Source organism: Thalassospira sp. (assembly GCF_040218635.1).
Taxonomy (GTDB): domain Bacteria; phylum Pseudomonadota; class Alphaproteobacteria; order Rhodospirillales; family Thalassospiraceae; genus Thalassospira.
Genome location: NZ_JAVJRB010000005.1, coordinates 283,488 through 301,793, shown reverse-complemented (window position 1 = coordinate 301,793; position 18,306 = coordinate 283,488). Strand labels below are relative to the sequence as shown.

The 18,306-nt window shown below is 53.3% G+C and carries 18 protein-coding genes; 13 read left to right on the top strand and 5 right to left on the bottom strand.

Annotation, left to right across the window (positions count from 1 at the left end; all coding sequences use genetic code 11):
• Positions 1 to 43 precede the first annotated feature (43 nt).
• Both hslV and hslU read left to right on the top strand, forming a co-directional pair.
• Positions 44 to 598 carry an ATP-dependent protease subunit HslV gene (hslV, locus tag RIC05_RS04895; protein ID WP_350045115.1) on the top strand — a complete coding sequence of 185 codons (555 nt, stop codon included), beginning with the start codon at positions 44 to 46 and terminating at the stop codon, positions 596 to 598.
• 61 nt (positions 599 to 659) lie between these two features.
• Entirely contained in the window at positions 660 to 1,970 is a 1,311-nt protein-coding gene (gene hslU, locus RIC05_RS04890) for an ATP-dependent protease ATPase subunit HslU (RefSeq protein ID WP_350045116.1), read from the top strand.
• Positions 1,971 to 2,062: 92 nt separating this feature from the next.
• On the opposite strand, the gene RIC05_RS04885 is transcribed toward hslU, so the two are convergent.
• Together RIC05_RS04885 and RIC05_RS04880 are read right to left on the bottom strand one after the other, a co-directional pair.
• Positions 2,063 to 3,472: an ATP-binding protein gene (locus RIC05_RS04885; RefSeq protein WP_350041007.1), complete on the bottom strand. Its 1,410-nt coding sequence runs from the start codon at positions 3,470 to 3,472 to the stop codon at positions 2,063 to 2,065.
• A 258-nt stretch (positions 3,473 to 3,730) separates the two neighbouring features.
• On the bottom strand, positions 3,731 to 4,312 hold the full coding sequence (locus tag RIC05_RS04880; protein ID WP_350045117.1) for a malonic semialdehyde reductase: 582 nt from the start codon (positions 4,310 to 4,312) through the stop codon (positions 3,731 to 3,733).
• Between the two features lie 241 nt (positions 4,313 to 4,553).
• Here RIC05_RS04880 and RIC05_RS04875 point away from each other — a divergent pair, with 241 nt between their 5' ends.
• From RIC05_RS04875 to RIC05_RS04840, 8 genes are all read left to right on the top strand, one after another.
• The gene (locus RIC05_RS04875) at positions 4,554 to 5,774 is read left to right on the top strand and encodes a polysaccharide deacetylase family protein (RefSeq protein WP_350045118.1); all 1,221 of its coding nucleotides are present in this window, start codon (positions 4,554 to 4,556) and stop codon (positions 5,772 to 5,774) included.
• A 167-nt stretch (positions 5,775 to 5,941) separates the two neighbouring features.
• Positions 5,942 to 7,159, top strand: a complete 1,218-nt coding sequence (coaBC, locus tag RIC05_RS04870) for a bifunctional phosphopantothenoylcysteine decarboxylase/phosphopantothenate--cysteine ligase CoaBC (protein WP_350045119.1) — start codon at positions 5,942 to 5,944, stop codon at positions 7,157 to 7,159.
• 70 nt (positions 7,160 to 7,229) lie between these two features.
• Positions 7,230 to 7,694: a dUTP diphosphatase gene (gene dut / locus RIC05_RS04865; protein ID WP_350045120.1), complete on the top strand. Its 465-nt coding sequence runs from the start codon at positions 7,230 to 7,232 to the stop codon at positions 7,692 to 7,694.
• A gap of 119 nt (positions 7,695 to 7,813) precedes the next feature.
• Positions 7,814 to 8,269, top strand: a complete 456-nt coding sequence (locus RIC05_RS04860) for an RrF2 family transcriptional regulator (RefSeq protein WP_008888834.1) — start codon at positions 7,814 to 7,816, stop codon at positions 8,267 to 8,269.
• Between the two features lie 203 nt (positions 8,270 to 8,472).
• Positions 8,473 to 9,423 (top strand): cysteine synthase A, encoded by a 951-nt coding sequence (gene cysK, locus RIC05_RS04855; RefSeq protein ID WP_350041002.1) that lies wholly within the window; start codon positions 8,473 to 8,475, stop codon positions 9,421 to 9,423.
• Between the two features lie 141 nt (positions 9,424 to 9,564).
• Entirely contained in the window at positions 9,565 to 10,596 is a 1,032-nt protein-coding gene (locus RIC05_RS04850; protein ID WP_350045121.1) for a transporter substrate-binding domain-containing protein, read from the top strand.
• 26 nt (positions 10,597 to 10,622) lie between these two features.
• Entirely contained in the window at positions 10,623 to 11,426 is an 804-nt protein-coding gene (locus RIC05_RS04845) for a HesA/MoeB/ThiF family protein (RefSeq protein WP_350045122.1), read from the top strand.
• Positions 11,416 to 11,847 (top strand): DsrE family protein, encoded by a 432-nt coding sequence (locus RIC05_RS04840; protein ID WP_350040999.1) that lies wholly within the window; start codon positions 11,416 to 11,418, stop codon positions 11,845 to 11,847. Before RIC05_RS04845 ends, RIC05_RS04840 begins: the two co-directional genes overlap by 11 nt.
• Positions 11,848 to 11,849: 2 nt before the next feature.
• On the opposite strand, the gene RIC05_RS04835 is transcribed toward RIC05_RS04840, so the two are convergent.
• Positions 11,850 to 12,548: a LysE family translocator gene (locus RIC05_RS04835; protein WP_350045123.1), complete on the bottom strand. Its 699-nt coding sequence runs from the start codon at positions 12,546 to 12,548 to the stop codon at positions 11,850 to 11,852.
• 101 nt (positions 12,549 to 12,649) lie between these two features.
• Here RIC05_RS04835 and RIC05_RS04830 point away from each other — a divergent pair, with 101 nt between their 5' ends.
• Together RIC05_RS04830 and RIC05_RS04825 are read left to right on the top strand one after the other, a co-directional pair.
• Positions 12,650 to 13,588: a LysR substrate-binding domain-containing protein gene (locus RIC05_RS04830; protein ID WP_350045124.1), complete on the top strand. Its 939-nt coding sequence runs from the start codon at positions 12,650 to 12,652 to the stop codon at positions 13,586 to 13,588.
• 92 nt (positions 13,589 to 13,680) lie between these two features.
• The gene (locus RIC05_RS04825; RefSeq protein WP_350045125.1) at positions 13,681 to 14,226 is read left to right on the top strand and encodes an MgtC/SapB family protein; all 546 of its coding nucleotides are present in this window, start codon (positions 13,681 to 13,683) and stop codon (positions 14,224 to 14,226) included.
• Between the two features lie 26 nt (positions 14,227 to 14,252).
• Here RIC05_RS04825 and RIC05_RS04820 read toward each other — a convergent pair whose 3' ends face one another.
• Together RIC05_RS04820 and RIC05_RS04815 are read right to left on the bottom strand one after the other, a co-directional pair.
• Positions 14,253 to 15,293, bottom strand: coding sequence for a LacI family DNA-binding transcriptional regulator (locus tag RIC05_RS04820; RefSeq protein ID WP_350045126.1), 1,041 nt, complete (start codon positions 15,291 to 15,293; stop codon positions 14,253 to 14,255).
• 51 nt (positions 15,294 to 15,344) lie between these two features.
• Positions 15,345 to 16,676: a GH1 family beta-glucosidase gene (locus RIC05_RS04815; protein ID WP_350045127.1), complete on the bottom strand. Its 1,332-nt coding sequence runs from the start codon at positions 16,674 to 16,676 to the stop codon at positions 15,345 to 15,347.
• A 228-nt stretch (positions 16,677 to 16,904) separates the two neighbouring features.
• Between RIC05_RS04815 and RIC05_RS04810 the strand changes: the two genes are divergently transcribed.
• On the top strand, positions 16,905 to 18,152 hold the full coding sequence (locus RIC05_RS04810) for an ABC transporter substrate-binding protein (protein WP_350045128.1): 1,248 nt from the start codon (positions 16,905 to 16,907) through the stop codon (positions 18,150 to 18,152).
• Positions 18,153 to 18,306 lie beyond the last annotated feature (154 nt).

Below are 18,306 nucleotides of genomic sequence, written 5' to 3'. Positions count from 1 at the left end.
CTAACTCTTGGTCGAAGCATTGGATGATATTCAAGGATAATTCATGAGCGAACAACAAAGCTGGCACGGCACAACGATCCTGTCTGTGCGCAAGGGCAACGAAGTCGTCGTGGCTGGCGATGGTCAGGTATCGCTTGGCCAAACTGTGATCAAGGGCAATGCCCGCAAGGTGCGCCGGATCGGCAACAAGGGCGAAATCATTGTTGGTTTTGCCGGTGCGACCGCCGATGCCTTTACCTTGCTTGAGCGTCTTGAAGCCAAATTGGACCGTCATCCGGGCCAGACCATGCGGGCCTGTGTTGAATTGGCCAAGGACTGGCGCACCGATCGTTACCTGCGCAAGCTTGAAGCCATGATGGCGGTTGCCGACAAAGACGTGTCACTGGTTTTGACCGGTCAGGGCGATGTTTTGGAACCTGAAGACGGCATTATCGCCATCGGATCAGGTGGCAATTATGCCTTGTCCGCTGCCCGTGCGCTGATTGATATGGACATGAGTGCTGAAGAAATTGCCCGCAAGGCAATGAAGATTGCCGGTGAGATTTGTGTCTACACCAATGGCAGTGTCATGCTCGAAAAAATCGAGGATGCGAAATAAACAGGGTGCCGTTTCGGGCCCTGATACCGCATTCGTCGTAATAACAAAACGGAACCCTACAATGACCCAAAATTACAGCCCGCGTGAGACGGTTTCTGAACTTGATCGTCACATTATCGGTCAGAAAGACGCCAAGCGCGCGGTCGCCATTGCGATGCGCAACCGTTGGCGCCGTCAGCAGCTTGACGAAAACATGCGCAATGAAATTCTCCCGAAAAACATCCTGATGATCGGCCCGACCGGGGTCGGTAAAACCGAAATTGCCCGGCGTCTGGCAAAGCTTGCCGACGCACCGTTCATCAAGATCGAAGCAACCAAATTCACCGAAGTCGGCTATGTCGGGCGGGATGTTGAACAGATCGTGCGTGATCTGGTCGAAGTTTCCATCGATCTGACCCGCGAAACCATGCGCAAGAAAGTCCGTGCCAAGGCCGAAATGCAGGCGGAAGAACGGATTTTGGATGGGCTTGTCGGTGAAAATGCATCCCCTGATACCCGCCAGAAATTCCGCAAAATGTTGCGTGAAGGCGAACTTCAGGAAAAAGAAATCGAAATCAACGTTCAGGAAAGCAGCTCGGCCTCCATGCCGACCATGGAAATTCCCGGCATGCCCGGGGCGCAGATGGGCATGCTGAACCTCAATGACATGTTCGGCAAAGCATTTGGCGGCAACACCAAACCCAAACGCATGACCGTCGAAGAAGCCATGGAACGCCTGATCGATGAAGAAGGCGACAAGTTGCTTGATATGGACAAAGTCACCGCCGAGGCGATTGATAATGTCGAACAGAACGGCATCGTGTTTCTGGACGAGATCGATAAAATCACCGCCCGACAAGAACGCGGTGGCGATGTATCGCGCGAAGGTGTGCAGCGGGACCTGTTGCCTTTGATCGAAGGAACCAACGTTTCGACCAAACATGGCACGGTCAAAACCGACCATATCCTGTTTATCTGTTCTGGTGCGTTCCATCTGGCAAAGCCATCGGATTTGCTGCCGGAATTGCAGGGTCGCTTGCCGATCCGGGTTGAACTTAAAGCCCTGACCGAAGCTGATTTCCGCCGTATCCTGATGGAACCGGAAGCATCCCTGATCAAGCAATATATTGCCTTGATGGGCACCGAAGAAGTCACACTGGACTTCACCGATGATGCGATTGACGAAATTGCCCGCATTTCGGCCAGCGTGAATGAATCGGTCGAAAATATCGGTGCACGTCGCCTGCATACGGTGCTGGAAAAGCTGCTGGATGATATCAGCTTTACCGCAACCGATCGCGCCGGTGAGACGTTTAAGGTCGATGGCGCTTATGTCCGCGAACAGGTCGAAGAACTGTCCAAGGATACTGATCTTTCGAAGTTTATTCTGTAATCGAAACGTTCGATTGCACGGGATATGCAAAAGGCCAGCATTTCGGTGCTGGCCTTTTCTTTGATAGTCGTCAGAAGATCGATCTATCAATTTTAAGCTGAATGCAGTTTGCGAACATTGCCGCCGGTTTTGGCGGGCAGATAGACGGTAAAGACCGATCCAACACCCTTCTCGCTTTCGATTTGCATTGTGCCGCGGTGGCGCTGGACAAGGTGTTTGACGATGGCAAGGCCAAGGCCCGTTCCGCCAACGGCGCGGGATCGCGCAGTATCAACCCGGTAAAACCGTTCGGTCAGGCGCGGCAGATGTTCGCGTGCAATCCCGTCGGAATGATCGCGAATAGCAATGGCCATGATCCGTTCATGACGGAACCGCGCCAAGGCACCCGGCGGGTTTTTGGCAAGACTGATGGTGACTTCGACATCGGTGTTGGGATGACCATATTTCAGGGCGTTCTCCACCAGATTGACAAAGACCTGCGTTAGTTCCTTTTCCTCGCCCACCATTTCAGTGTTTTCAAGTTCGCGGGTGACGCGGATTTTCATGCTTTTGGCATCGGCCTTCATCGCAAGGGTTTCGGCAACCTTGCCAACGATCTTGCCAACGTCGCAATCCTCGGATGGTGGGGTATGTTCATTCAGCTCGATCCGCGCCAAGGACAGCAAATCTTCGATCAGGTGCTGCATGCGCTGGGCCTGATCACGCATGACCGGCAGGAACTGCCCAAGCGCATCCGGGTCATCTTTGGCCGGACCTTCCAGCGTTTCGATAAAGCCCAGAACAACAGATAAAGGGGTGCGCAATTCATGTCCGGCATCGGTGGCGAAATCGGCCCGCATCTGTTCAAGTTTGCGAAGCTCCGTCAGGTCCGAGAAGCTAAGCACAAAGTTCCGGTCCCCGGTCGCAGCAGGCAGGCGCGCCGTTAGCACGTCAAAATGACGGTGCGCGTCACTGGCCAGAACGAACTCGGCATGTTTCATGGTTTCGCGGCTGTTGGCGACATCATCAAACGCATCAAGCAAGATCGGATCACGGATAAACCGTGTCAGGTCACGTCCGGTTTCCAGATTGTGAAACAGTCCCCTGGCCGCTTGGTTAAAGCCGGTCACCACACGGTGGCGATTGACCATCACCACCGGATTTGGCAGGTGATCCAGAATTTCAGCATCGGTGCTGGTTTGCGCCTCAAGCAGGGCAATACGGTCGCGGAACGCTGCGGCAATCTGGGTATAAAGCGATGAAAGTTCGGAGGCGGCGCTAAACGTGATTGTTTGCGGGGGTGTTCCCCTAAACCGGTCACGCAGGTCCGTGGCATATCGGGCCACCCGGCGCAAATCACCGAAATAAACCCGCAGCACGGCAAAAATGCCGATCCAGGAAAGCGTTGCAGACAGCACAGCCATGCCCCAGCCAAGTTGCTCCATCGCCGCCAGGACGATAAAGACAATGCCTGCCGGAAAGCCAACGGCCAAAGCTGTAAGTAGTAATTGGCGGAAACCCAATTAACGCTCCTGTTTCGTAATATTCTGATCTTCTAGTGCACGCGCGACTAAAAGTGGACCTAAAATGGTTATGGGCCGGTAAAGATCAAATAAAAGTTTGATGACAGTTTTCAAGCCGTTCCATCGATTGAAAAAAAACGTCGAGGGTTCATCAGGTACGCAAATGCCATAGATCATCATCTAACCGGAACGCAAAAGGGGCCCCGATTGCGGAGGCCCTTTGAAAGAAATCTTAAAAGACGTTTTAAAAACGCAGGGTTAGAGAATTGTAGCGCCCTGATCAAATGTCAGGCGCGGGGTGCGGCCATGCAGCGATTTTGGATCGCCATAGCCGATATTGATCAGGAAATTGCTTTTGATCGGGGTTCCGTCAAAAAATTCGGCATCGAGTTTGGCATTGTCGAATCCAGACATCGGACCGCAATCAAGCCCAAGACCGCGAAGGGCGAGAATGAAATAGCCTGCCTGAAGCGAACTGTTGCGAAACGCAGTGGCTTTGATTGCGTCTTCTTTGCCCGCAAACCATGACCTTGCATCGGTATGGGGGAACAGATCCGGCAGCTTTTCGTAAAATTCCAGATCCTGTGCGACAATTGCGGTCACTGGTGCCGCCATTGTCTTATCAACATTCCCGGCGGCAAGGCAGGGTTTCAGGCGTTCTTTTGCCTCGATGGATTTGATGAATGTGACGCGCATCGGTTCGCAATTGGCACTTGTCGGTGCCAGAACGGTCAAATCCCAGGCCTGTTTCAGCAGATCTGTTTCGACGTCGCGATCCTGCCAGGCGCTGTAGGTTCGGCCATTGTGGAACAGAAGATCAAGTGCATCAGAATTTAACATGGGGCCTCATTTTTTGACGGGTGTGAACCTGTTTCAAAGGTAGCTTCAACGAACCAATTCGCAAGTATCTATATGAAATATGGAAAAACAATTGGTTCACTGGTATTTTTCATCGCTAAGACGATCCCGGCAAACGGGACGCCGCCCATGGCCAATGACCAAACGGCATGACCATAGGGCACAGGATCAGAACTGTGTTCTGGCCCTGATTGGAGTGGTTGGATGAAGACTGGAAACCAAAATGAAATTTGAGGCCGAAGGGCAAAAATCGTCCTCTGTGTCGATGCTTGTGGATAGTCGGTTCATGCTGCGCAGCATGGTGTTTGGAATGTCGTTTGCCATCGGGCTGACATTCGCAACAGGGCAGGGTATTGCACAGACTGATACATCAAACCCCCAGCCGGTCGCAGACGATGCGATGACCGGGGGTGGCAGTGCTGAAACCAAGACAGATGAAATGGCACCGGCCGATACACCGACCACGGCGCCATCTGCTGCGCCTGCGGACATGGTTGATGTGCCAACCGGTGATGCCACATCGTCGGTGATTTTCATGTATCACCGCTTTGGCGAAAATGAATATCCGTCAACCAACATCAAGATTGATCAGTTCAATGCGCATATCAAAGAACTGACCAATGGCAGTTATACGGTGGTGGGCGTTCCGCAAATTGTCGCGGCACTGGAAAAGGGCGAAGGTCTGCCCGATCGAACCATTGGCATCACGATTGATGATGCCTATCGATCGGTTTATCAGGACGCTTGGCCGGTTTTCCGCGCCAATAACATGCCGTTCACGGTGTTTGTGTCCAGCCAACAGGTCGATGACGGTTTTTCCAATTACATGACCTGGGACATGCTGCGTGAAATGGCCAAGGCCGGGGTTACGATTGGCGGCCATAGCCAACACCATTCCCATTTGCCTGAACTTGATATCGAAGCAGTCAAAGCCGAACTTGCCCATTCAGCCGAACGGTTTCAGGAAGAATTGGGCTTTGTACCGGACATCTTTGCCTATCCATACGGCGAAGCAAATGCCGATGTGATTGCTGCGGTCAAGGAGGCCGGATACAAAGCGGCCTTTGGCCAGCAAAGTGGTGCGATGAGCACTGAGTCAGATTTCATGTATCTGCCGCGCTTTGCGCTGAACGAACATTATGGCGCGATGGATCGCTTTACACTGGCGGCAAATTCATTGCCGCTGCGTGTCAGTGACATTACGCCGGGCGATTACACCCTGACGCGCAATCCGCCTGCCTTTGGTTTCACCTTAAAAGAACCGGCACCGAATGTTGCCTGCTATCCATCTGATGGGGCTGCAACCATGAACCGGCTTGGCGATGAGCGGGTTGAAATCCGTCTTGATGGTCCGGTGGCATCCGGGCGATGGCGGATTAACTGCACGGCAATGGGTGCAGAACAGCGCTGGCACTGGTTTGGCATGTTGTACACAGTGCCATAAGACCGGGTGAACAAACCCGTCTAACATGCTAATAAACCTAATAAAGAAATGCGCTATGTACCCTTTGGGGGCATAGCGTTTTTCATTTCATCTTTGGGTGCTTGCGCCAGATAATGCGACAATGTAGGTTAACCACACTTCTTAACCGTAATTAATTGGTAATCACAGTGCAGACAGGAAAGAATATCCTTCTGATCATCTCCGGCGGCATTGCTGCCTATAAGGTTCTTGAGGTGATCCGTCGGCTAAGAGACCGCGAAATCAACATTCGCGCCATCCTGACCAAAGGCGGGGCAGAGTTCGTGACCCCGCTTTCTGTGGCGGCCCTGACCGAGAACAAAGTCTATCAGGATTTGTTTTCTCTGACCGATGAAGCCGAAATGGGCCATATCCGCCTGTCGCGTGAGGCTGACCTTGTTCTGGTCGCCCCGGCAAGTGCCGATATTCTGGCAAAAATGGCAACCGGTCAGGCGGGTGATCTGGCAACCACTGCCCTTTTGGCGACCAATAAACCCGTCATGATCGCCCCGGCCATGAATGTCGAGATGTGGAACCATCCGGCAACCCAGGCCAATATCGCGACGCTTGAAAAGCGTGGTGTGATCCGGGTTGGACCGTCTTCTGGCGATCTGGCCTGTGGCGAATTTGGATCTGGTCGTTTGGCCGAGCCGGCCGAAATTATTGCACATGTGCTCGATTTCCTTGATGCCCAAGATGCCCCCAAACCGCTTGCTGGCAAAAAGGCCGTGGTTACCAGCGGCCCGACCCATGAGCCGATTGACCCGGTGCGCTATATTGCTAACCGATCATCGGGCAAACAAGGCCATGCCATTGCCCGGGCCCTTTGCGATGCAGGGGCGGAGGTGACCTTGGTGTCTGGTCCGGTAAGCTTGCCTGATCCGGCGGGGGTAAGGGTTGTGCGGGTTGAAACGGCGCGTCAAATGCTGGCGGCGGTTCAAAACGCCCTTCCGGCTGATATTGTGATTTGTGCGGCTGCGGTGGCGGATTGGCGCACGGCAGGCGAAGCCGGGCAGAAGCTTAAAAAGGATGGGTCGGGGGTTATTCCCGATCTGAAACTTTCGGAAAATCCCGACATTCTGGCAACCATCAGTGCGGCTGGTGCTTCGCGCCCAAGCCTTGTGATCGGATTTGCCGCCGAGACGGAAAATGTCACGGAACATGCGCGCGCCAAACGCACGCGCAAAGGATGTGACTGGATTCTTGCCAATGATGTTGCCCCCGATACCGGCACATTTGGCGGCGATCAAAACGAGATTTGCCTGATTTCAGGCGTAGATGAAAAAACCGATGAGCGTTGGCCACGTCAAAGCAAAACCGGCATTGCCCGGGCTTTGGCCGCGCGCATCATTGACCATTTTTCCTGACGCGGGCATTGCCCGTCGGGATCAGAAATATATACCCGGCATCACGACCGGGCGATCATAAGGATAGAATATGTCGGCTCTTCGCGTTGATCTGAAACAGCTTCCTCATGGGGCGGATTTGCCCCTGCCCGAATATGCCACCGCGCAATCAGCCGCCGTTGATTTGCAGGCCGCGATTGATGGCACGATGGTTCTGGCACCGGGCAAACGGGCGATGGTTGAAACCGGCATTGCGATTGCGCTGCCAGCCGGGTTTGAAGCACAGGTCCGCCCGCGTTCAGGACTGGCGGCCAAGAACGGTGTCACCGTTTTGAACAGTCCGGGCACGATTGATGCGGATTACCGCGGTGAGATCAAAGTCATTTTGATCAACCACGGTGAAGAGGCGTTTGAAATTGAACGCGGCATGCGCATTGCGCAGCTTGTGGTCGCACCGATCACGCAGGTGGCATGGCGTGCTGTTGATGATCTTGATGAAACCACCCGTGGTGCGGGTGGTTTCGGGTCGACCGGTACGGCAAGCCCGGTCAAATAAATCTGTCGCATGACGGTGTGAAAACTGGCCGTTTATGTGATGCAAGGGTGCTCTGTCGAAATCAGGTTCGCATACCGTCTGGGGGGATGGTCGGACCGCAAGGGGAGTAAAGTGAGAAGATGCTAAAGCTATCAAAAAAGATGTTGTTTGCAATCGAGGCGGTCGTGGACATTGCCTATAACGCTGCGGGGGAACCGGTGCAAAGCCGTGACATTACCGCCCGACAAGGCATCCCGAAACGTTACCTTGAACAGACCTTGCAGCAGCTTGTGCGCGCTGACATTCTTGTAGGTGTGCGCGGTCCGCGCGGTGGCTATCGGTTGGCGCGCGAACGTCGCCGGATTACCTTGGCCGATATCGTATCCGTGATTCGGTCGATGGAAACATCCGATGATCCGATCGAAGATCCGGCCGGTTCGCCATTGGGCAAGGAAGTTGTTCGCCCGCTTTGGCGCGAATTGCAGGACGAAATGATGAAGCAGCTTGAAAAAATCACGGTCGAAGACCTGTGCAATCGGGCACGTGATGCCGGCTTGCGCAGCGGGATCGAAGAATCACCAGATTTCATCATTTAATCTTCTGGAACCGCGGTGGTTTATTGTATCGTCAATCAACAAGAAACTGCTGCAGTTCACTTAAAACTACAGGCATCAGGAATGTCGTCTGACATGCTTTGATGTAATAATTCCTGCTATCCCATTTGACTTGGATAGATAGCGAGATAAATACAGTTCAAACATGTGCTTGATGGCATAAATACAAAACGTGCGAGGAAAACATGACTGAGTTTCGCGGCAAGATTTACGACAGCATTATCGACACCATCGGTGCAACCCCACTGGTGCGCCTTTCACGTCTGGCCGAGGCCGAAGGCGTGAAAGCTGATCTGATCGGCAAGCTTGAATTCTTCAACCCGCTGGCCTCGGTCAAGGACCGTATCGGTCTGGCGATGATTGAAAACGCTGAGAAATCAGGCAAGCTTGCAGCGGGTGCAACCCTTGTTGAGCCGACCTCGGGCAATACCGGTATTGCGCTGGCATTTGTTGCAGCGGCCAAGGGCTACAAATTGATCCTGACCATGCCTGAAAGCATGTCGCTGGAACGTCGCAAGATGCTGATGCTGCTTGGGGCGCAGATTGATCTGACCCCGGCTGCCAAAGGCATGAAGGGCGCAGTTGCCCGTGCGGAAGAACTGGTCGCCGAAATTGACGGTGCGGTCATGCTCCAGCAGTTTGACAATCCGGCAAATCCGGAAGTTCACCGCAACACGACGGCCCAGGAAATCATCAAAGATACGGCGGGTAACGTTGATATCTTTGTGTCGGGTGTTGGCACGGGTGGCACATTGACCGGTGTTGGTGAAGTGCTGAAAAAGCATAACCCGAACATTCAGATCGTTGCCGTCGAACCCGAAGACAGCCCGGTTATTTCCGGTGGCGCACCGGGCCCGCATAAAATTCAGGGCATTGGCGCCGGGTTCATTCCGGGCAACCTCAATACCGATGTGATTGATACGGTCATGACCATTGGCAACGAAACCGCCTTTGCCACGGCCCGCAAACTGGCGGCGATTGAAGGTCTTCCGACCGGTATTTCTTCCGGTGCGGCGGTTGCAGCCGCGATCGAGCTTGGTCAGAAACCGGAAAATGCCGGCAAACGTATCGTCATCATCATTCCAAGCTTTGCCGAACGGTATCTGTCGACCGCTTTGTTTGAAGGTCTGCAATAACAATTTGCCTAAACGGCACATAGCAACACAACGCAAAGGTCCGGTGTTACACCGGGCCTTTTTTTATGGCTTAATGATATGGCTACTGGATGTTGGGCGGCTCCACCCCAATTTGAAAGGAACGAAAATTAGAGGTTCTGAATGAAGACAGCCGGCCAAAAAAACATGCAAGATACCCTGTCAGGTCTTTTGGGGATGGCGATTGTGCTATCTATGGTATTTTGTTTCGGAATCAAAACGGCATCGGCCAGCGAGGATGAAGATGCCTTGCGCATTGTTGTCGCAGACGATGTGCTAGAAGATTACGAACGTTTTCTCGATGGCCGAACCTTCACCACAATTACCGACTTTGGCGGCCCGTATAGTCGCCGTGATGTGGTCGAAATCGTCCTTGTTCAGCAGGCATTGTCCAGAGGCGGCTGGACGGGTGCAATGACCTTGATTGGTGGGGGAAATTACGCCCGGATGATGCAAATGGTCTCGGTCGGTGAGGCGGATATTTCCGGATCATCCGTCTGGCGGCGTGACATCGATGAAGATGGGGCAACCATGATCGCATCGCACCCGGTTATTCCGGTTGGCCGGTTTGAGGCCGGGTTTTACATGCTGGCAGACAATTCAAACCGGCTTCGTGTCCATAGCCTGCGAGATATTCGGCGCATGCGGGCAGTTTCAAACCGAACATGGAAACCGGATTGGCAGGCATTGGAAAAGCTTGATTTGCCAGATTTGGTGCATGTGCCAACATGGCAATTGATGGTTCAATTTATTGCCGATGACCGCGCTGATTTTCTTCTCGCACCGTTTCAACCCGGATCTGGGATGGAACTTGTGGCTGGCGGGGTTCGGATGCTGCCAATCCCGGGCTTTAAAATTGCTTTGGCGGGAAGTCGGCATTTTGCGATCAATAAGATCGCTAGTGACAGGACTGATCTGCCTGCTGTCTTGAACCGTGGCCTTAAGGCGCTGGAAGATGACGGCATTGTTGATCAGGCCTACCGCCAATCGGGGTTCTTCCATCCGGCCGTGCGCCATTGGACATTGATCGGGGCAGATGAATTTGGCCAGTCGGACACAGATGTCACGCCAGATTCCGACAATTCGATGAAAAATCAAATCTTTTCCTTGAGAGATATAAACGGCAGGCTATATCCAAACCCTCGTCTTTTTTAATTCCTCCTGACAGGAAACCTGCCCGCGTGACCGATTTCGATTTCAGCGAAAATGAAGTGCAAAGATATGCCCGCCACATCGTCCTTAAAGAGGTCGGTGGCACCGGACAGATGAAGCTTAAGCGCGGTCGGGTACTGATTGTTGGCGCAGGCGGGCTTGGATCACCGTTGGCAATGTATCTGGCGGCTGCCGGTGTCGGGACGATTGGCATTGTTGATGCCGATACGGTTGAATTATCCAACCTGCAACGCCAGATCGCCCATGGCATGAGCGATATTGGCGCACCCAAGGTCGACAGTGCCAAGGCAACCATGATGGATATGAACCCCGAAATTACGGTTCATGCCCATAACACCCGCCTTGATGCGTCAAATGTCATGGATTTGATCGGTGATTATGATGTGATTGCCGATGGGTCGGATAATTTTGAAACGCGGTTTTTGCTCAATGATGCCTGCTATATGGCGGGTAAAACCTTGGTATCGGGTGCCGCCCTTCGCTTTGACGGGCAGGTTTCAACCTTTAAGGCACATCAAGGTGCGCCTAACCCGTGTTATCGCTGCATCTATCATGCCCCGCCGCCCGCGGATGCCATTCCATCCTGTGCCCAGGGCGGGGTTTTGGGATCGGTTGTCGGGATGATCGGCGGCATGCAGGCAACAGAAGTGCTAAAAGAACTGATGGGCATTGGCGATGGCCTGTCCGGGCAGCTTTTGATCATAGATGCGCTGTCGGCATCTTTCCGCAAGATCAAAGTGCCCCGCGATCCCGGCTGCCCGCTTTGTTCAGAAAACGCCACAATCAAGGATCTTTCAATCCATGACCACTGAGACGGATACCGTTAAGAAACTTTCGCTTGTTGTGTTTTCCGGAAGCTTTGAAAAGGTTCATTACGCACTCGTAATGGCATCGGCTGCGCTGGCATCCGGGCGTGACGTCACCCTGTTTTTCACAATGGAAGCCAGTCGCGCACTTTTGGCCCCATCAGGTTGGCGCCATCTGCGCACCGATGCGCAAGGTGCAACCGCGACATCGATCGATCTGACCTATTCCACCCGCGGCATTGGCAGTTTTGAAGAACTTCTATCGGCTTGTGTCAGTCTGAATGGAAAATTCATGGTCTGCGAGATGGGCTTGCGCGCCCTTGGTCTGGAAGACGCCGCCACCCGTGATGAAATCGCGATTGAAACCGGTGGCGTTGTGACGTTCCTAAACGATGCCAAACAAAACGGCGAAATGCTGTTTATCTGATCTCAGCTTGCCAAAAGCTTGATGCCAAGTCCGGCAAGGCAAAGGCCAACAGCGCGTTCAATCCATATTTTGAACAATGCAATGCGGCTCTGCAGGGCAGGTAAGGTCAGGGCAACCGCAACCAGTCCGAACCAGGCCATGTGGCAGGCTGCGATATAAATGCCATACCCGATTTCCTGAATGACGGGTGTGGTGGGTGAAATCACCTGACTGAACAGGGAAACGATGAACAGCATCGTTTTGGGGTTCAGCGCATTACAGACAAATCCAATCCAGAACGCCGATCCGTTGCGGTAATGATCCGGGCTTGGTGTTTCTGGTGCTGGTGGTGTTGTGGGGATGTTAGCGCTAACATCGCCGGTATTTTGCCGTTTCTTCCCCTCCAATAGATGACGGATATCAGGCCAAAGTGCCGATAGCCCCAGCCAGATCAGATAGACTGCACCAAGATAGCGCAGGCTGGTCAGAATCCAGACATTGCTGGCAAACAGAACCCCCAAACCAATTACGGTATAGGCAAGATGGACGGAAACCCCGCTTCCGATGCCAATCGCGCACATGACCCCCGCACGGCGTCCACGTGAAATCGCAAGGCGGGTGACCATGGCAAAATCTGGTCCCGGGCTGATCACGGCAAGGATGGTGATGATGCCAACGGCGATAATTTCCATCGACAGGATATCGGTTGATAAAGCGGGCATGATCCCGGTCCTTCATATGTGATGAATTTGATTGATCTGTGAGCTGATTGAGTATCAAACTCTATGCATCGCCTGAAAATCGAAAAATTCCGGGATATATTGTGAGTAATATTCACAGAAAACGCAGCCTGCCCCCACTTTCCGCCTTACCGGCGTTTGAAGCAGCTGCGCGTCATCAAAGCTTTTCGCGCGCCGCCGAAGAACTGCATTTAACCCATGGGGCGATCAGTCGGGCGGTGGCCCAGATCGAAGAACGTTTGGGCGTTGATCTTTTTGTTCGGCGCAATCGACGGGTTTGGCTGACGGCTGCTGGTGAACGTCTTTTGAAGGCGACCAGCACAGCACTTGATGGTCTTGATCATGCGGTTGAGGATATCCACCGCCATGACGGCACATCACCGATATTAACCGTGTCATGCGAACCCAGCCTTGCCATGCGATGGTTGATGCCGCGTCTGGGGGCATTCCGCCAAGCCAATCCGGATCTGAACATTGATCTGCGGCTGGCTGGTGGCCCGGTTGATTTGCTCTCAGATGGCTGCGATGTCGCCATTCGTCGGGCCGATTACGGCATTTCAGAGCATTACATAACCACCCATCTTTGGTCCGAATATGCCGGGCCGGTCTGTGACCTGGAATGTTGGCAAGATATTCTTGGTTCTGATCTGTCCAACGCCCGCTGGCTCCATACCCGTACGCGCCCGGATGCGTGGGATATGTGGAAACGTGCCAGTGCGATAGAGGTTACCCCGGCAAGTGAGCAATATTTCGACCATTTCTTTTTCGCCCTGCAAGCAGCGGTGAACCGGCTTGGTACCGCGATTGGTCCTTTGCCGCTGGTCTATGATGATCTTGCCGCCGGTCGTTTGATTGCCCCGCACGGGATGGTTCAAACCGGCTTTGATTACGTTTTGATCACTCTTGATCCGCCGGGCCGTGACCCGCGCATTGCGCTTTTCTTTGACTGGTTGATGGCCGAGGCCGGGGATATGGATAAGGGCGTATTGCCCGGAACCGGTCCGGGGAAGACCCGTATATAAGCCAATCGGGATGGGTCAGAAAAACACGGAGCCGGAACATTCATCGAACGTCTGACGTTTCAGGAGTCCCCGAAACTTTTCAGGCCCGATCTATGTTGACCGATCTTCCCTATTTCGCGACAGCCGATAAGTATTTTGACATTGGCATCATCGATATGGTGATGCGCTTATGCGCGGCAACCGTGATTGGCATGGTGATCGGGCTTAACCGTGATGTGAACGGCAAGCCAACCGGCATGCGAACCTTGGCCCTTGTTGCCCTTGGTGCGGCGGTGGTGTCCGTGGTTGCGGTCCATTTTCAGGATTTGATCGACCATCCCGATGCCCTGTCCCGCGTGGTGCAGGGATTGTTGCAAGGTGTTTTGACCGGGATTGGTTTTATCGGGGCGGGCGTTATTCTGCGCCAACCCAAAAGCATGTCGGTTTCCGGGCTGACAACCGCGGCAACGGTGTGGATCACAGCAGCCCTTGGTATTGCCTGCGCGCTTGCTGCTTGGCACATCGTGGTGATTGCCACCGTGCTAACCCTTGTCGTTCTAATTGTGCTTAAACCCATCGAGATGATGCTGGTGCGCTGGATCGGGACGGGTGATGCGGAAAATGCAGATAATCCTGAGCATCAAAAAACAAACACTTAAACCGGGTTTCGGGTTCAAGTCTGTTCTTAGAAATCTTCGCCTTCGCGGAATGCTGCCAGATCGTCAATCCGGCGATAGGGGAGCAATGTCTGTAGCTGTTCAGGTGCAGTGCCGTTCATCAGATCATGTAGATGGCGTGCAAGGACTTCGCCGACATGGCGTTGTGGCTGATAATAATAGGTGAGTTTCTGTTTTGACAGCATGCGGAACGGCATGCCACCAAACCCGACAACGCCAATCCCGTCGCGGATGGTGTCCATGCCCAGTTCAAGCAAGGCTTCCAGTGCGCCAATCATGGTCATCTGACTGGCGCAAACAATGGCTGTGACATCAGATTGATCGGTGAAAAGTTTGATGGTTGCTTCGCGGGCTGCGCGCACGGACACATCCGAAGACATCCAGATCAGACTATCTGGATCAAGCCCGGCATCCATCATCGCGCGCCGTGCGCCATGTTTGCGATAGCCAAAAAAGGTCAAAGCTTCATGCGGATCGATCATGCCGATTTTGCGGTGACCATCCTCGATCAGGCGTTTGATCGCATCATAGGCGGCTTGTTCGTCGTCGTGGTCGACAAAGGCATGCGGGGTGAGAAGTTCGGTTCGGCCAAAGCTGACAAACGGAAAGTCATGTTGCAGGCAATATTTAGCGCGCTTGTCCTGCAGGGTGGTGCGCGAAAACACAACCGCATCGGCCATGCGCTGCGTATGGACTTTTTGCACCGGTACCAACGGGTCTTCGCCGCTGGTCTGAGCCAGAACAACCAGCGAATAGTGATCTGCCTCAAGCCCTTGGGCAAGGCTTTCGACCTGGGCCAGAAAGCCCGGATCGCCATAGTCGCCGACTTCCGGAGAATAAAGAATAGAACAGACCTGCATGGTTTTACCCGTGCGCAACATCACGCCGCGGGCATCGGGCTGATAGCCGATTTCTGCCGCCGCCGCCTTTACCTTGGCAACTGTGCCGGGCTTGACTTCCGGGCCGTCTTTCAGGGCACGCGACACTGTCGTAACCGACAGGCCAAGCTGATCGGCAATGGTGCGAAGGTTGGGGCGTGCAGCAGGCATATACAGGTCCGTTCTTTGAATATGTCGGACAATCTAATCGCCCGGCAGGTTCTATGGCAACGAGTTCCGTGAAATCACGTCGCGCATAAAGTCATAGGACGCCTTTGGGGTGCGTTTCTGGGTGTCATAATCGACATGCACCAGCCCGAACCGTTTGTCATAACCATATGCCCATTCGAAATTGTCGAGAAGCGACCATGGCATATAGCCCAAAACATTAGCACCTTCGGAAATCGCACGAAGGAGTGCACCAAGATATTCGGTGTAATACGCAATACGATCCTGATCATCAACGCGGCCGTCACTCCCCGGAATATCGACAAAGGCACCGCCATTTTCGGTGACAAAGACCGGCGGATTGCCGTACTTCTCCTGAAGAATTTTCATAGTTTTATAGAAACAATCCCCGTCAATCGCCCATCCCATCTCGGTTCGGCGGAAATATTTCGGTGGTTCAGCATGCTTGAATGGCCATGCCTGGCCTTCGGCGGCTTGGATGTAACTTGGGAAATACTGGTTTAACCCTTGAAAATCGACCGGGGTTTTAATGGCTTCCAGATCGCCTTGGCGAATGTGGGGTTCCATACGGTCCATGATCAATTCGGGATAACGGCCATAATAAACCGGATCAAGGAACACACCGTTCCATTTCGCTTCGAACAGTTCGATCAGATGCGCGTCCTGTTCTTGGCGATGCGGCAATGTATAGCCTTTGTGCATCGGCAAAACGAAACCAACCGGTGCATCGGCATTGTGGCGTTTGATGATCCGAGTTGCACGTGCATGGCACAGGTTCAGATGATGTGCGGCGCGCATTGCTGCACGTGGATCGGTGATGCCCGGTGCATGGCGGCCTTCTTCATGTCCGATCCAGGCCACGACATTGGGTTCGTTAAAGGTCACCCAGGACTTTACCCGGTCGCCCAAGCGCGTGACGAGAAGTTCTGTATAATCCCCAAACCAGTCAACAATGTCGCGGTTGGCCCAGCCACCGCGATCCTGAAGGGCCTGTGGCAAGTCCCAATGATACAGGCAAAGCCACGGATCAAGGCCGCGTTCAAGCATGCCGTCAATCAGGCGGCTGTAAAAATCGATGCCCGTTTCGTTAACTTTGCCCGTGCCCTCTGGCATGACGCGCGGCCACATCACGGAAAAACGGTAATGTTTGGCACCCAGTCCTTTGATCAAATCAAGATCTTCGGCCCAGCGGTGATAGTGATCGCAAGCAACACGACCATTGTCGCCCTTGGCGACGCGGCCCGGTGTCGCGCAATATGTGTCCCAGATTGTTTCGCCGCGCCCGTCATCTGCAGCGCCGCCTTCGATCTGGTAGCTTGAGGTCGAAACACCCCATCGGAAACCGTCGGGGAATGAGTTGGTCATGATTGCTTCCTTGCCCTGTTCTGGATGTTGCAAATTGAATGCATCCAAAATCGTAACGTTTCGAAAAATGAGGCAAAAAAATATAGCCGCATCTATTTCGCCTTATTATGGGCGGTATTTGCCGATTGACAAGAGCGAATAAAGCGCTTATCAAAAAAATCGTAACGTTACAATTTTCGACCACCAAGAAGTCGGACGTGAACGTATCCATTAGGGAGGATCATCGTTATGAAGAAGTTTTCGAAGATTGCGATGCTTGCGACATTGCTGAGCACAGGTGTTTCTGCCGGTGCGCTTCACGCCCAGACAGCCGAAGTTTTGCATTGGTGGACATCGGGAAGTGAACAAGCGGCTCTTGCCGAAGTCCGCACGGCATTCGAAGCAAAAGGTGGCACTTGGGTCGATACCCCGATTGCCGGTGGGGGGAATGCCCGTGCCGCTGCTGTTAACCGCATGCTGGGGGGTGACCCTGCATCGGTGTTCCAGTTTTCGATTGGTCAGCAGCTTCGTGAACTGGCCGATCAGGGCTTGCTTGCCAATGTCGGTAAAATTGCCAGTGACGAAAGCTGGGATGAAAAACTGCCACCATTGATCGTCAAAGCGGCGAAATATGATGGTGATTACATCGCAGCCCCGATTAACATCCATGGTGAAAACTGGATGTTCTTTAACAAGGAAGCCCTTGAAAAAGCAGGCGTTGATGTTCCAAAAAGCTGGCCTGAATTCATGACTGCGGCCAAAAAGCTTGAAGAGGCCGGGATCATTCCAATCGGTCTTGGCGGTCAGCCATGGCAGGAACGGATCATGTTTAACAGTGTCCTTTTGGGCGTTGGTGGACGTGATTTTTATGCCAAGCTTTACAGCACCCTTGATGACGATCTTTTGGCGTCTGACACCATGGGCGAAGTGTTTGAAACCTTTGCCGCGTTGAAACCGTTTGTCGATGAATCAAGCCCCGGCCGTAACTGGAACGAGGCGACCAGTATGGTGATTAAAGGCGATGCGGCGTTTCAGTTCATGGGCGATTGGGCCAAGGGCGAAATCATTGCGGCCGGGATTGAGCCGGGAAGCACGGTTGGCTGTGCATTCGCCCCGGCAATTGACACGGCGTATATCATGACCGTCGATGCATTTGCCTTTTCCGCAATGGATGGTGAAGAAGAAGCCACCCCGGCACAGGCCAAAATGGCGCAAGTCATGCTTGAACCCGATGTGCAGATTGCCTTTAACAAGAAAAAAGGCTCGATCCCGGCGCGTCTTGATGTTCCGGCCGACAGTTTTGATTCTTGTGCGCAAATGGCGATCAAAACCCTTCAGGACCCAAAAACCCATCTTGTCAGTACCGGTTTGTTCGGGGTGCCAAGTTCGGTTTCTGGCGCAATTGATGACAGCATCTCCAATTTCTGGAACAGTGCTGACATGAGCCCGCAAGAGGGCCAGGAACAATTCCGTCAGGCTATTTCCAACGCCAAATAGGCGTATGGCAAACACACTTTGCAAGGCATGCGCCGCTGCGGTTTTCATTTGCAGCGGCGTCTTTACAAAGAAGCGAGATTATTCATGGCCGAACCGGCACAAGGTGGGTTGAAACCTTCGCAGGGCGGCAGGCGACGTTGGCGGCCGCAATGGA

Bases quoted from the DNA above. Each gene is read 5' to 3' on its own strand.
- cysK (WP_350041002.1), top strand. From the start codon at position 8,473: ATGACTGAGTTTCGCGGCAAGATTTACGACAGCATTATCGACACCATC.
- RIC05_RS04825 (WP_350045125.1), top strand. From the start codon at position 13,681: ATGTTGACCGATCTTCCCTATTTCGCGACAGCCGATAAGTATTTTGAC.
- RIC05_RS04850 (WP_350045121.1), top strand. From the start codon at position 9,565: ATGAAGACAGCCGGCCAAAAAAACATGCAAGATACCCTGTCAGGTCTT.
- RIC05_RS04815 (WP_350045127.1), bottom strand. From the start codon at position 16,676: ATGACCAACTCATTCCCCGACGGTTTCCGATGGGGTGTTTCGACCTCA.
- hslU (WP_350045116.1), top strand. From the start codon at position 660: ATGACCCAAAATTACAGCCCGCGTGAGACGGTTTCTGAACTTGATCGT.
- RIC05_RS04810 (WP_350045128.1), top strand. From the start codon at position 16,905: ATGAAGAAGTTTTCGAAGATTGCGATGCTTGCGACATTGCTGAGCACA.
- RIC05_RS04875 (WP_350045118.1), top strand. From the start codon at position 4,554: ATGAAATTTGAGGCCGAAGGGCAAAAATCGTCCTCTGTGTCGATGCTT.
- dut (WP_350045120.1), top strand. From the start codon at position 7,230: ATGTCGGCTCTTCGCGTTGATCTGAAACAGCTTCCTCATGGGGCGGAT.
- RIC05_RS04840 (WP_350040999.1), top strand. From the start codon at position 11,416: ATGACCACTGAGACGGATACCGTTAAGAAACTTTCGCTTGTTGTGTTT.
- hslV (WP_350045115.1), top strand. From the start codon at position 44: ATGAGCGAACAACAAAGCTGGCACGGCACAACGATCCTGTCTGTGCGC.
- RIC05_RS04880 (WP_350045117.1), bottom strand. From the start codon at position 4,312: ATGTTAAATTCTGATGCACTTGATCTTCTGTTCCACAATGGCCGAACC.
- RIC05_RS04820 (WP_350045126.1), bottom strand. From the start codon at position 15,293: ATGCCTGCTGCACGCCCCAACCTTCGCACCATTGCCGATCAGCTTGGC.
- RIC05_RS04860 (WP_008888834.1), top strand. From the start codon at position 7,814: ATGCTAAAGCTATCAAAAAAGATGTTGTTTGCAATCGAGGCGGTCGTG.
- RIC05_RS04835 (WP_350045123.1), bottom strand. From the start codon at position 12,548: ATGCCCGCTTTATCAACCGATATCCTGTCGATGGAAATTATCGCCGTT.